At 40.1% G+C, this 13,043-nt stretch carries 16 protein-coding genes; 7 read left to right on the forward strand and 9 right to left on the reverse strand.

The features are described 5' to 3' along the window. Positions 1–13: 13 nt before the first annotated feature. From MHH65_RS04680 to MHH65_RS04690, 3 genes are read right to left on the reverse strand one after another with little or no spacing between them, the layout of a single operon-like run. Positions 14–304 carry a hypothetical protein gene (locus MHH65_RS04680; RefSeq protein WP_024425288.1) on the reverse strand — a complete coding sequence of 97 codons (291 nt, stop codon included), beginning with the start codon at positions 302–304 and terminating at the stop codon, positions 14–16. After that, positions 292–1,350 (reverse strand): anti-sigma factor, encoded by a 1,059-nt coding sequence (locus MHH65_RS04685; RefSeq protein WP_046310389.1) that lies wholly within the window; start codon positions 1,348–1,350, stop codon positions 292–294. The genes MHH65_RS04680 and MHH65_RS04685 overlap by 13 nt, the downstream gene beginning before the upstream one ends. Next, positions 1,343–1,834, reverse strand: coding sequence for a sigma-70 family RNA polymerase sigma factor (locus tag MHH65_RS04690; RefSeq protein ID WP_024425287.1), 492 nt, complete (start codon positions 1,832–1,834; stop codon positions 1,343–1,345). Before MHH65_RS04690 ends, MHH65_RS04685 begins: the two co-directional genes overlap by 8 nt. Positions 1,835–2,205: 371 nt before the next feature. Between MHH65_RS04690 and MHH65_RS04695 the strand changes: the two genes are divergently transcribed. Further along, entirely contained in the window at positions 2,206–2,808 is a 603-nt protein-coding gene (locus MHH65_RS04695; RefSeq protein WP_024425286.1) for a 1-acyl-sn-glycerol-3-phosphate acyltransferase, read from the forward strand. A gap of 246 nt (positions 2,809–3,054) precedes the next feature. Here the strand turns inward: MHH65_RS04695 and MHH65_RS04700 are convergent, their stop codons facing one another. Both MHH65_RS04700 and MHH65_RS04705 read right to left on the reverse strand, forming a co-directional pair. Continuing rightward, positions 3,055–4,386, reverse strand: coding sequence for a hemolysin family protein (locus MHH65_RS04700; protein ID WP_024426590.1), 1,332 nt, complete (start codon positions 4,384–4,386; stop codon positions 3,055–3,057). A gap of 58 nt (positions 4,387–4,444) precedes the next feature. After that, a complete protein-coding gene (locus tag MHH65_RS04705; protein WP_034667702.1) occupies positions 4,445–4,885 on the reverse strand; it encodes a MerR family transcriptional regulator in 441 nt (146 codons plus the stop codon). A 337-nt stretch (positions 4,886–5,222) separates the two neighbouring features. Here MHH65_RS04705 and MHH65_RS04710 point away from each other — a divergent pair, with 337 nt between their 5' ends. Together MHH65_RS04710 and MHH65_RS04715 are read left to right on the forward strand one after the other, a co-directional pair. After that, positions 5,223–6,605 (forward strand): hemolysin family protein, encoded by a 1,383-nt coding sequence (locus MHH65_RS04710; protein ID WP_024425731.1) that lies wholly within the window; start codon positions 5,223–5,225, stop codon positions 6,603–6,605. A gap of 90 nt (positions 6,606–6,695) precedes the next feature. Further along, positions 6,696–7,088 (forward strand): hypothetical protein, encoded by a 393-nt coding sequence (locus MHH65_RS04715; RefSeq protein WP_046310392.1) that lies wholly within the window; start codon positions 6,696–6,698, stop codon positions 7,086–7,088. Here the strand turns inward: MHH65_RS04715 and crcB (MHH65_RS04720) are convergent. The 3 genes from crcB (MHH65_RS04720) to MHH65_RS04730 are packed head-to-tail and all read right to left on the reverse strand — an operon-like array spanning position 7,085 to position 8,567. Beyond that, positions 7,085–7,450, reverse strand: a complete 366-nt coding sequence (gene crcB, locus MHH65_RS04720; protein WP_034282241.1) for a fluoride efflux transporter CrcB — start codon at positions 7,448–7,450, stop codon at positions 7,085–7,087. The genes MHH65_RS04715 and crcB (MHH65_RS04720) overlap by 4 nt on opposite strands. Continuing rightward, on the reverse strand, positions 7,451–7,846 hold the full coding sequence (gene crcB / locus MHH65_RS04725) for a fluoride efflux transporter CrcB (RefSeq protein ID WP_046310394.1): 396 nt from the start codon (positions 7,844–7,846) through the stop codon (positions 7,451–7,453). It lies immediately after the preceding gene. A gap of 4 nt (positions 7,847–7,850) precedes the next feature. After that, positions 7,851–8,567, reverse strand: a complete 717-nt coding sequence (locus tag MHH65_RS04730) for a glycerophosphodiester phosphodiesterase family protein (RefSeq protein WP_098676771.1) — start codon at positions 8,565–8,567, stop codon at positions 7,851–7,853. Between the two features lie 305 nt (positions 8,568–8,872). On the opposite strand from MHH65_RS04730, the gene MHH65_RS04735 reads away from it, so the two are divergent. From MHH65_RS04735 to MHH65_RS04745, 3 genes are all read left to right on the forward strand, one after another. Continuing rightward, positions 8,873–8,974, forward strand: coding sequence for a YhdX family protein (locus MHH65_RS04735; RefSeq protein ID WP_017360338.1), 102 nt, complete (start codon positions 8,873–8,875; stop codon positions 8,972–8,974). A gap of 164 nt (positions 8,975–9,138) precedes the next feature. Continuing rightward, entirely contained in the window at positions 9,139–10,227 is a 1,089-nt protein-coding gene (locus MHH65_RS04740) for a mechanosensitive ion channel family protein (protein ID WP_024425736.1), read from the forward strand. A 14-nt stretch (positions 10,228–10,241) separates the two neighbouring features. Beyond that, positions 10,242–10,988, forward strand: a complete 747-nt coding sequence (locus tag MHH65_RS04745; RefSeq protein WP_080652929.1) for an NAD-dependent protein deacylase — start codon at positions 10,242–10,244, stop codon at positions 10,986–10,988. 40 nt (positions 10,989–11,028) lie between these two features. On the opposite strand, the gene MHH65_RS04750 is transcribed toward MHH65_RS04745, so the two are convergent. Continuing rightward, positions 11,029–11,883, reverse strand: a complete 855-nt coding sequence (locus MHH65_RS04750) for a polysaccharide deacetylase family protein (protein ID WP_024426585.1) — start codon at positions 11,881–11,883, stop codon at positions 11,029–11,031. Between the two features lie 296 nt (positions 11,884–12,179). On the opposite strand from MHH65_RS04750, the gene dat reads away from it, so the two are divergent. Then, positions 12,180–13,037, forward strand: a complete 858-nt coding sequence (dat, locus tag MHH65_RS04755) for a D-amino-acid transaminase (RefSeq protein WP_024426584.1) — start codon at positions 12,180–12,182, stop codon at positions 13,035–13,037. Positions 13,038–13,043: the final 6 nt, after the last annotated feature.

Raw genomic sequence — 13,043 nt, forward strand, 5'->3', positions numbered from 1 at the left:
TTTTGAGTGCTGATTAAAAACCTAATTGAAGATCGACATCGATTGATACGATGGCATAGACACAAACAATGACAAAGATATTCAGTACGACACCGAGGAAACCTGGACCCGTACGGCCTTTTTTAATGAACAGTTCAATAATGCCAAATGGAACTGCGGCCATTGCAAAAGGAAGCATTTGAAAAGAATAAAATGTCACGTTGCTGATAATGGCGAGGTTTAGCATGAGCAGGGATAATATCGCTGTGCCGACAGAAATCCAGCCAAATACATTATGCTCTTTAAAAATTCTTACCAATTCCATAATTCCACCTCGCTCACTTTTGCCGTTTTAATGCGTTTTGTCTTTACAAATTTCTCAATCTCTTTTGAAGGCCCAGTGACCACAGAGCCATAAACCGTGACGCCATTTTGATCGATATAGCGTATACGATTAGACAGGTCAAGATCAGGTCTGCCAGAGATCGTTGTTGCCCATGTCGGGTGCTGATTAACATAAGCAAGGGCATCTTTGAATTGATCTACCTCAGTTTTTGATGTGTGCTGAAGCTCTTTTAAAAATTCAGAGTCCTTCCCAGGAAAGCCGATTGGCCGCTGATTTCCACTTAATGAATCCTCTGTTTTAATCGCATTCCACAGCACTTTCATATCGTATTTTTTAGCAAAGGAATAAACATCCTTTGGTGTGTAAGCTCTGTCATAGGATACATACACTTCACTTACTGTTCCTTCAGGAAGTTTGTCTAACGTAGTGAGTGTTTGTTTTTTTGAGGCATCTGCCTGCGCCGAAGGATGGGTAAAGAAACCCTCCGTTTCACGTGCGCTGTCACCATAATAAGAGATAGTAGGCTGCTTTAATTTATCGAAAAACATCTCGATTTGTTCACTGCCAATGGCTTCTGTTTTATTGCCAATTTGCTTTTGCAGCTTCAATTCGGTGTTCATCCCAAAAAGTTTGACCTGACCTTTTAAATCCTTCATATCAATGGCCACGTTTGGTTTGGTCAAAGCGACGGTGACAGCGGCAGTTTCCATGAAGTGATTGCCTTTGCTCTCGGCTCCGCCAACGCCGTAGTATAAATAACTTCCTAATGTACAAAGCGGTAAAATAATGAGTGTCGATATGACAGCCAGTACGGAAATACGTAAATATGACTTTCTTTTTCCGTATTGTAAAATGGCTTTTTGCTTCTCAGGACTGATGGAAAAATCTGTCCAATCCGAGTCGTTCAGTTCCTGGCTTAAGCGTTTTTCGTTTTCTTCAAGCTCTTCCTCAAACGCTATCATTTCTTCCTCATTCATCTCACCATTATTATATTGTTCCCATCGCTTGTTAAACTCTTCATTCATCATTAACACCTCTGTTGTAAAGTGCTTTTAGGCGCTGCCTTGCACGAAATAAAACACTTTTGAAATTTGCTTCAGTAATATTCATGACCTTGGATGCTTCCTTGTAATTTAGTTCTTTTAAATAATACAATGTCAACGCTTCCTTGTAGTTATCTGGAAGCTGCTCTAAATACATGGTGAGGACTTCCTTTATTTCAACCTGTTCAGCAGGGCTTTGTACAGACGTTTGTAAAAGACCGCCAATGAGGTCATCCGATATGGTCACTTCTTTTTTATGTTTCCTGACATAATCAATAAAAGCATTTCGTGCCACCTGAAATAACCAAGGTTTCACTTTGCTATGGTCGTAGGAATGAATATGTATATACGCACGCATAAAGGTTTCCTGCAATAAGTCTTCTGCCAAATGTTTGTCTTTTGTCATGGAGAGCAGAAACCTGTAAACATCGTTCATATACATTTGATAAATTTCATCGATCGTCACTGATTTTTCTCCCCTCTATGTTATACACGCATAAGAAAGGCATAAAGTTGCACGAAACTTCTCATTACCGTACATTACTCATCTCTTTCGCCGAATCAAAATCATTTCTCCTTATCATAGCGAAATTTGCATCATTTATAAAGTATTTTCAATAGAACAAATCAGGAAAAAACATCGAAAAACGACAAAATTGGACACAATTCCTATTCTATTCTCCCCTAAAACCTTGTGCTTGAATACAGGCAGAACGTTCATTTTTAAACGAAAAAAATAGGGAGGATTGGACTGTGTACAAATTTTTAGTACCAGGTAATAAAAAATTTGTTATAATAGAGACAAATCCTTCATTCTTCAAACAAAGGAAGTGCACTATGTATAAATTTTCAGGCTATACCGTCAAACTATTATTTGGTCTCCGAGGTGGAATCAAAGTATATCAAAAAGAGAATCTGCCAACTGATCGGGGTTTTGTCATTGCTTGTACACATGAGGGTTTTGTGGATGTTCTTGCATTAGGCGCAGGAATTCTTCCGTTTGAGATCCACTACATGGCGAAAAAAGAATTGTTTGCAAATAAATGGATCGGTGGATTTTTAAAAAAGATTCATGCCTTTCCTGTTGATCGAGAGAATCCTGGGCCAAGTAGTATTAAAACGCCCATTAAATTATTAAAAGAGGGAAAGATCGTTGGGATTTTTCCAAGCGGAACACGTACAACAGAGGATGTTCCTCTAAAAAGAGGGGCGGTTACCATTGCGCAGCTCGGTAAAGCGCCAATTGTTCCAGCCGCATACAAAGGACCTTCAAATGCGAAAAGTCTTTTCAAAAAAGGGAAAATGCGCTTAATCATCGGTGAACCGATTGAGCTGTCTGAATTTGACCATCTGCCGCCAAAAGAAAGATTAGGTGCCATGACAGAAGTATTAAACACAAGAATCAAAGAGCTAGAAGCTCAATTAATGGAAAAGGCATAAGAAAAACGACCGCTTGCTTAGGCAAGGGTCGTTTCAGCGTGTAGACAAACCCTCGCATTCGTTGTCAGGTCTGCGCTCCGGTGCTCACGAATGTTTCAATTCGCTTCGCTCCGGTACTCGCCCTTCCTAGACTGCAAAGGTTTTCTATCACGCTGAAAAGAAGACAAAGGGCTAAAATAAAAATCATTTTAGCCCTTTGTCCACAATGTGAAACGCCCACTTGCTTAAGCAAGTGGGCGTTTTTTGTTACGAAGCGCCTTCTTCAGCTGCTTCTAATAATTGTTCATTTAACTTTTTTACTTCGATGTATGCCACATGGTGTCCATCGACTTCATTAATAATAAATTCATAGCCTTGTTCACGAATGGCGTCATTTTTCTCTACTTCATATTTCTGAGTAAGGAACCAGCCGCCGATTGTGTCGACCTCTTCATTATCAAGCTGTGTACCTAATAGCAGGTTGACTTGATCAACAAGAACCTTGCCATCAAAGATGTAATGGTCTTCTCCAAGTTTACGCACTTCGTTGATTTCATCAATGTCGAACTCATCACGAATTTCACCAACGATTTCTTCAAGGATGTCTTCAACGGTTACAAGACCTGCTGTACCGCCATATTCATCTGATAAAATGGCCATGTGTACACGTTCACGCTGCATTTTGAGCAGTAAATCATGAACAGGAACCGTTTCAATCACATGAATAATCGGATTTACAAACTTCTCGATCGTATCGCTTGTAGAGCACTCACCGCTAATGCAGGCAGTGAGAACCTCTTTAATGTTAAGAACACCGATAATGTTGTCTTTGTCGCCATCTTCAATTGGATAACGTGTATATTTCTCTACCTTTGTTACCTTCAGCATTTCCTCAATGGTAATATCATACGGGAAGCTGACAACTTCGGTACGAGGAATCATAATTTCTTTCGCCAGACGGTCATCAAATTCGAAAATTTTATTTACATATTTGAATTCAGACTGGTTAATCTCGCCGCTCTTATAGCTCTCTGATAAAATAATCCGCAATTCTTCCTCAGAGTGCGCCATGTCATGCTCAGATACTTGCTGAAGACCGAACGCTTTCGTTAACAAACGAGCAGATCCATTTAATACCCAAATGAACGGGAACATCACTTTGTAAAAGATCATCAGTGGTCTAGCAAAAAGAAGGGATACTTGCTCAGCCTTTTGAATGGCGAGTGTTTTCGGTGCAAGTTCTCCAACAACAACGTGTAAAAACGTCATGATACTAAACGCGATAATAAAAGTGACAATAGAACTAGCTGATTGAGGAATGGACAACTCTGCAAAGAGCGGCGCAAGCATATGCGCAATTGTTTCTTCCCCTAACCAACCAATACCAAGGGCGGTAATGGTAATACCAAGCTGACAGGCTGATAGGTACTCATCAAGGTGAGTCGTTACATGCTTGACAGCAACTGCTGTTTTATTACCTTCTGCGATTAACTGATCAATTCTTGAGCTTCTTAAGCGAATGATCGCAAACTCTGATGCAACGAAAAACGCGGTTAAAGCTATAAGTAAAGCAACTATGAGTAAATTAACTATGTCCAATTAAGGCCTTCGTTCTGACTTTGAGAACGAAGGTAACACCTCCTGTTTAGTAAAAATTTTAACTTAACAGCAGTAAAAATGATTGGACAGCCGTCATTTTTTCAGGAGTAAGCTGCTCTTTTAGTTTTTCACGTTGTTCTGGCTGAAGCTGCTTACAACGTGCCAAAATGCGGTCCATATGCTCATTCATCCGATCGATATCAGAGGTTAAATGGACAAGTTCATCATGATCTTCCTTTTGAGAAGGGAATTGTTCATCTAATCTGGATTTGATGTCAGAAAGAGCCAATCTCTGCTGTTTGCAAAGAACGATTAATTGTAATCGTTTTAAAGCATATTCATCGTAATAACGATAATTTGAGCAAGATCTAACAGGCGCAAGCAAACCTAGATTTGTATAATAATCTACAGTTCGTTTCGTCACCTGTGCAATCTGTGCTAGTTCACCAATACGATACTTTTTCTCAGCCCCATCTGAACATCTCCTCCTAACCGTCACGTTATAGTTTATGAAAATAGTTTAATATAATTCTAGTCTGAAACACAAGTTAATTGTTCATATTTCCTGCCAATAAGAAGAAACAGAGGAGGATTTCCCTCAATTTAGTCAGTCATGTCAAAAACAGCATGATGATACAGGAATTTTCAGATTATTTATGGTAAGATAAAATGAATACCGTTTCATATATATGTAGAGAGGCGGAATTTTACGTGAACCGGAGGTGGTTAAGTGGGGCCCTCAATGTAGTCTTATTTAATCAGTTAACCGTTTTGCAAAACATAACATCATCAATCAGGAGGTGACTCCTTGTTCTTCTAAGAAAGAGCAAGGTTAAATGGACGATATTGTTAATCTGAGTATAGTCGGTGTTTTGATTGCTTTAACAGCTTTCTTTGTTGCATCTGAATTTGCCATAGTAAAGGTGAGAAGTTCAAGAATTAATCAGCTTGTTGCCGAAGGGTCCAAAAAGGCCATCATGGCGAAAAAGGTGACATCAAGGCTAGATGAATATTTGTCAGCCTGTCAGCTCGGTATTACAGTGACATCCCTTGGTTTAGGGTGGATTGGTAAGCCGGCTGTGAAAGAACTTTTGGTTCGAGGTTTTGGTTTGACAAACATTCCTGATTCAGCAATCAGCCTGATCTCAGCAACACTTGCGTTCTCTATTATTACCTTTTTGCATGTAGTTGTAGGTGAGCTTGCACCAAAAACGCTTGCCATTCAAAAGGCGGAAAAAATGACACTATGGCTGTCAGGCCCGCTGCATGCATTTTATATCCTTATGTTCCCTTTCATTTATGTGTTAAACGGGTCAGCACGTCTGCTAACTAAAATGATGGGCATTGATATGGGGTCTGAAAAAGAACATTCCCATTCTGAAGAGGAACTGAAGATTTTATTATCTGAGAGCTTAAAAAATGGGGAAATCAACCCATCAGAATATAATTATATGAACAAGATTTTCGATTTCGATAATCGAATTGCCAGAGAGATCATGGTACCGCGGCGAGAAATTTGTGCGATTCCAGAAGATATGCCGTTAGATGATATCCTCGCCATCATGACGCAGGAAAAGTATACACGTTTCCCTGTGTTTTCAGGAGATAAAGACCATGTCATCGGCATGCTGAACAAAAAGCAGCTCTTTGCAGATCTTGTGTATCAAGGTGAAAAAGATCAACTGAAAATTCAAGATTATATATATCCAGTGATTGAGGTTATCGACACGATTCCTATTCAAGAGCTTCTCGTTAAGATGCAGCGTGATAGAATGCATATGGCGATCTTAACTGACGAATATGGCGGAACGTCTGGACTTGTCACAACGGAAGATATTTTAGAAGAGATTGTCGGAGATATTCGAGATGAATTCGATGAAGATGAGCAGCCAGTTATTCAAAAAAGAGCCGATCATCATTATGTTTTAGATGGCAAAGTGAGATTAGATGAAGTTCAAGATTTGATCGAGATCTCTTATCATGATGAGGAAATTGATACAATCGGCGGACTCATCTTAAAAGAGAATATTGATATCAGAGAAGGACAATCCGTCTATCTTGATGATATTCGAATGAAAGTGCTGGAAATGGATGGACGCTACGTTAAAAAGATCGATTTGAAAAAAGGCGTCACATCGTCAGAAAAAGGCAGCGCACGCACTGGGCTTGATATAAAGGAGCCGCTTTTAGTAAACGAAATGACCTTGAGCGAAAAATAAGCTCAAGGTTTTTTTAGGTATTTAGTCTCTTTTATACGAATATATGTTCGGTATATAATAAGAACAAACGTTCGATAGAGGGGGATGGACATGCTTTGGTATGAAACAGCAAGTATCACGGAGAAAAAAACCTCAATGAAACGAATTGAGTTTCATTTAAAGAATTTCAAAAATTATCAAGCAGCAATCTTAAATATCGAAAGGCAGCTTGAAAAAAGAAGCCCGCATCATCTCGACCACATAACACGGAAAAAGTTAGAAGAACAAAAAAGTCAGTATGAACTCATCGTTGCTTGTATTGAAACGGCATTAAAAGAGTTGGACGAAATAGAGCAGCAGCTCATCGATTACAAATATTTTCGAGATTGGCGGATGGCAAAGTGTGCAATGGAAATTGGCTATAGTGAAAAAACACTCTTTTTGATGAAGCGCCAGCTCATGGATCAGCTGCTCATCAGCTTAGCCGCCATTACCAATATTTAAAAAAGATGCTGTCCTATTTGATAAAACGCAGCAAAGAGACATAAAGACCCGATGATTGTGACCAGCAAGTAGACAGCAAGAAGTCCAATTTGCCGCTCATGCAGCATGGACGCAGCTTCTACACTAAATGTAGAGAATGTTGTAAAACCACCGAAAAACCCAGTACCAATGATCATAAGCAGCGGATCATTGTCAGACACTGCACCTGTCAGTAAACCTAAACCGGCAGCGCCGAGTAAGTTGATGAGAATAATACTATACGGAAAACGAGTATGAAACTTGGTTTTCTGAATCGATTGACTGAGGAAAAAACGAAGGGCACTGCCCATCCCGCCGGCAACAGCTGTATAAAATACAATCATTTATCTGCTTCCTTTCGGCTGCTCATTTTGTTGAAAGAGGCGCTGAGCGGTGATCAGTCCACATAAGGCAGCGCCCACTCCAGCAATCACTGAGAGTAGAATGTACATGATACTTGATGTGAACAGTCCATCCTGTAATAAGAGAACCGTTTCTTTAGAAAAAGTGGACATTGTCGTAAAACCACCGCAAAATCCTGTTCCGATCAATGCAGCAAGATATTTTTTTCCTTTCCGAAACATAAAATATCCTGTTGAAAAGCCAAGAAACAGACTGCCTGTCATGTTTTCAATCAGTGTTGCATAGGGGAATGTCTGGCTGACAACGGATTGGCTAAGTTCATATCTGCAAAGGGTACCAACCAATCCACCGATAAATACGGCGAGATATGCTTTCATTTAATCATTTCTCCTTTAGAAAAAATGGCGGGTGATCCGTCACCACTCCATTAATGAGGTATGTTTTCATCCTGTCGGCTGTTTTTTGATCTTTCACTGTCCATATAAAGACATCCATTCCAAATGAGTGGATGCGGTCAATCCACCATCTGTTGATCATCGTTTTCTTCATATTAAGGCAATCCGCAAAGGAGCTGTACTCCGCTAATTTCCTTTTCGTCAGTTTAAAGGCAGAGGGTTTTATAATAAAAGCTGTTCGAAGAGAAGGGGCGTAAGCTTTGACTCTTTGAAGTGCATTGGCATCAAAAGATTGAACCATGATGTGACGGGAATAGGCAAACCGGTTGATGATGTCGACAACTGCCTTTTCAATCCCAATCTGCCGTTTTGGATGCTTGATCTCAATCAGTATCCCGACACGATGAGTGTACCTTTCAAGAATTTCCTGTAAGGTGGGAATTCGTTCGTTGGCGTACTGTGAATCAAACCAGCTTCCTGCATCCAGTTTCTTCAGCCGATCAAGTGTATAACTTTTCACTAAGCCGCTTCCGTTAGTTGTTCGATTAACGGTATCATCATGGATGACGGCTACGTGCTGATCCATTGTCAGCTGGACGTCTAACTCAATATAATCCGCACCTTGCTGAACAGCTAAATCAAATGCGGCGATTGTATTTTCTGGGGCAGCGCTTGAAGACCCTCTATGCGCGATAATATACACATGCTCCAGCTCCTGACATAAGTTCTGGTCTTATCATATCAAATTTTTGCTGTTTTTCCTTCTTTACTATATGGAACGATGGAGAGCTGTATGTAATGGAACATGGCGTGTGGTGAGAAAGCATCGTGTATAAAAGGTGAAAAGTTGCAGGAATATCCCAAGCTCTTATTGAGTAAATCTGAACTACATCATTTTTTCTTCGATCAATTTTGTCCAAATCGTCAGCGTTCGTCAAAATATTAGTGCTTTCGTCATGTTGACTGAAAATTCTGATGTTTTATAATGATGAAAAGGAGGCGAGATGATTGGGTAAAGGGAGAATTAGAGTGGAAGAACGTATTAAGGCTGAAACGGATGCTGAAATGTTTAAAGCGACTCTCCTTGATCAGGCTCAGAAGAAAAAGTAGTTTGCTGCCCGTCGATATGTCTCTAGCCAAAATTTCATATTTGAACTTCATGCCTCGGGATCAGTCCCGAGGCTTTTTATGTAGAGGTCAGACATTTAAGAGAGGACATGAACGAAGGTTATATTATAAACTAGAGAGGATTGTTTTAAAGGAGAGAGACAGACATGTTTACACAAAAATGGATGGATACATATTTTACAGTAGATATTGCGATCCAAATTGGTATTAGCCTTTGTATTTTATTGCTTTTTTTATTGCTTCGGAAAGTATTTACGAAGTATTTATTTCAGCTTCTGTTTAGGCTGACGAATCGGTCTAAAACGGAGGTCATTAACCAAATTGTTGTGGCATTTGAAAAACCAGCCAGGCTGTTTTTCGTGGCACTTGGTTTATATTTTGCGTTAAGACAGGCACCATACTTTGAGCATCATATGGATGTCATCATTAAATTGTATAGATCTTCTATTATATTAATGCTGACGTGGGGGCTTTGTAATTTAACCGCTGCATCTTCTTTCTTGTTTCAAAAGGTCAATTCGAAATTTGAATTAGATATGGATGATATTTTAGCACCATTTTTATCAAAGGTACTTCGTTTCATTATTATTGCACTGAGTATTAGCGTCATTGCACAAGAATTTAATTATGACGTAAATGGACTTGTGGCAGGGCTTGGTCTAGGTGGTCTAGCATTTGCGCTCGCTGCTCAGGATACAGTGGCTAACTTTTTTGGAGGGATAGTCATCATTACGGAGAAGCCTTTTACGATGGGCGACTTTGTGGAGACACCAAGTGTACTTGGGACTGTGGAGGACATTACATTTCGAAGCACAAGGTTTCGAACACCTGCTGAAGCCGTCGTGACCGTTCCGAATTCTACGCTTTCTAAGGAGCCAATCACAAACTGGACAAGAATGAATAAACGTCAGATTACGTTCTCTGTTCGCGTTTCCTACAATACACCAAAGGAAAATATTGATCAGTGTATTAAGCGTCTCAAACAGATGCTTCACGAGCATGATGGGGTGCATAAAGAGACGATTATGGTAAATCTCGATGTACTGGCAGACAGCTATTTGAACTTGTTTTTCAACTTTTACACTAATACGACAGCTTGGTCTGAAAACCTTGATATTAAGCAGGATATTAACTATCGCATCATAGATATTTTCCACGAGGAAGGCGTAGAATTTGCTTTCCCTGGTCAGGCCATTTATATGAAACAAAAAGGTGAGAAGCAGCTGGGTGAATAAAGGAGGAATGGTGCGTGGATCAAACAAAAGTGGAAGCACTAAGAGAGAAATTATCACAGGCTTCACATATCACAGTACTCTCAGGTGCAGGTATGAGTACAGAATCGGGTATTCCTGATTTTAGATCAACGGGTGGTCTGTGGACAGAAGATACTTCCCGCATGGAGGCGATGAGCCGGTCCTACTTTTTATCAAACCCTCATCAATTCTGGCCAAAATTTAAAGAATTGTTTCAAATGAAAATGAGTGGAGAATATGAGCCAAATAGCGGGCACACCTTTTTAGCCAGCCTTGAGCAACAAGGGAAGCATGTGGATATTTTTACCCAAAATATTGACGGTCTTCATAAAAAGGCGGGAAGCCAGCATGTATATGAACTCCATGGCTCCATTCAAACGGCCACTTGTCCATCGTGTCAGGCGGTATATGATCTGCCTTATTTATTAAAAGAAGAGGTGCCGGTCTGTCAAAGGGTTACCTCAGACGGCAGTACGTGTGGACGTGTGCTAAAAACAGATGTTGTCCTATTTGGCGATATGGTCAAACATTTAGACCAAGTGGAGACATCACTTCAGAAAACGGACATGCTCCTCGTCATGGGGACTTCCTTGGAGGTAGCGCCAGCAAGGTATATTCCAGAAGATGCAGCTCATGATCCTTCCATCTTCATGGTGATGATGAATTTGAGTGAAACAGAATTCGATCCGCTTTTTGATCTTATCTTTCATGAGCGAATTGGCGATCTCGTGAAAGCTTTATAAATCATTAAAAAACCCGCATCCTAAAGGTGCGGGTTTTACTTTATTGCTGCAGCGGCTTCATTGTTTCATCAAGGACTTCAAATGTATAGCCCTTTGCCTTTAGCTGCGTAATTAAGCTGCTTAAGTATTTTGCCGTCGCCGGCTGATCATGCATTAAGATGATTTTTGGTTCTTTTGGATTTTTTGTCTCCAGCACTTGCAGCTGATTTAATACCTCTGGTACATATTTTGAGCTTTTATATTTCCAATCAAGACTGTCAATGGTCCAGTCCCAGTAGACAAAGCCTTTTTGTTTTAAACGTGCTTTTTGCTGATCGGTTAAATTTGGGGTGCTGCCATAAGGTGTTCTCACAAGATGGGTATACTCACCTGTCACAGAAGCCAAAATGCGCTGATCTTCCTTCATCTCGTTAACAGGAGAATCTTTTTTTTGATAAAAGCGTTTCACATCATGGGTGATGCCATGAAGCCCTAATTGATGACCTTCTTGATGAAGTCTTTTCACAGCTGCCGGGTGTTCTTTAATCTGCGGTCCGAGCATAAAGAATGTGGCTTTCACTTGATGCGCTTTTAGCACATCTAACAGCTGATTTGAAGTCGCTGATGGACCATCATCAAAGGTTAAAAAGATCGTTTGATCCGTTATATGTTTATCTGAATTGATCTTAAAATGTGCATCTAATGTTTTCCGAGAAGCATCTTTTGCTTTCATACTAGTGCTTGTGTCTCTAAATTGACTGCTCGCAGATAATTTCGCCGGCTGATCTGCTGCCTGCATATTGGTTTTGGACATATCCCAAATAAAAAAGAGGATCAGTGTCAGGATGACAAAACCAATCGCCTTTGAGAGCAGCATTGTGTTTGAAGGTGTCTGTTTTTTTTTAACCCGTTGCATTACAATCGCTCCAATAAATCAAAAATTTGTGTCGAATCATGTAGTGGATTCTGTCTTTTTTCGCTGTTTTTTGTCGTGTTTATATGGAGTAAGTATACAGGAAAAAAGAGCCTATGAATATAGAAGATGCTAAAAAATTGGAATCTTTTTGGTTATGAATCTATATTTGTTACAATAGAAGGTTATCCATTTCTTATGATGTGAAATAATTCTGAATAATCATTGAAACGTACCCATTTATCCGCTAAGATAGCATCAGATTCAACCATTAATGCAAAGCGAAGGGGAGATTCCATATGAAAGTATTGTACAATGGAGATTTCATTGAAAAAAAGGATGCACATGTTGATATTGAGGACAGAGGCTATCAATTTGGTGACGGAGTCTATGAGGTCATCCGTGTATACAATGGTACTTTGTTTACGTTAAAGGAACATACAGAGCGTCTGTTCAAGAGTGCAAAGGAAATTGGCATTCATCTGCAAGGTACAGTATCAGATATGGAAGAAAAGTTACAACAGCTCGTCGCTCACAATCAATTAACAGATGGCGGTGTGTATATTCAAGTCACGCGGGGTGTCGCCCCTCGTAAACATCAATATAGTGATTCTCTCACTCCTCAAATCACGGCATATACGTTCCAGGTGAAAAAGCCTGTTCAAGAGCAGGAAGCTGGGGCAAAGGCCATTTTATCTGAGGATCTTCGCTGGTTAAGGTGTGATATCAAAAGCTTAAACCTTTTATATAACATCATGGAAAAGCAGAAAGCATCTGAAGCTGGTGCGTTTGAAGCAATCCTTGTGAGAGACGGTTTTGTGACCGAGGGAACCTCCTCGAATGTATATGCCGTGATTGATGGCGTGATTCGTACTCACCCTGCAAACAATCTCATTTTAAACGGCATTACTCGTAGAAAGCTGCTGGAGGTATGTGAGGAAGAAGGGTGTACTGTTGAAGAAACTCGTATAAGCAAAGAAGAACTGCTGCGCGCTCAGGAAATTTTCATCAGCTCGACGACAGCTGAAGTCATTCCGATTGTTGAAATAGATGGCGAGCCAGTAGGGGAAGGCGTTCCGGGCAAGCTGACAAAGCGCGTACAGGAAGGCTTCCAGCAAAAAATTAACCATGAAAGTGAAGCATCGATCTCTTCATAAATAAAA

This window comes from Bacillus sp. FSL L8-0654 (assembly GCF_038629965.1).
Taxonomy (GTDB): domain Bacteria; phylum Bacillota; class Bacilli; order Bacillales; family Bacillaceae; genus Bacillus; species Bacillus safensis.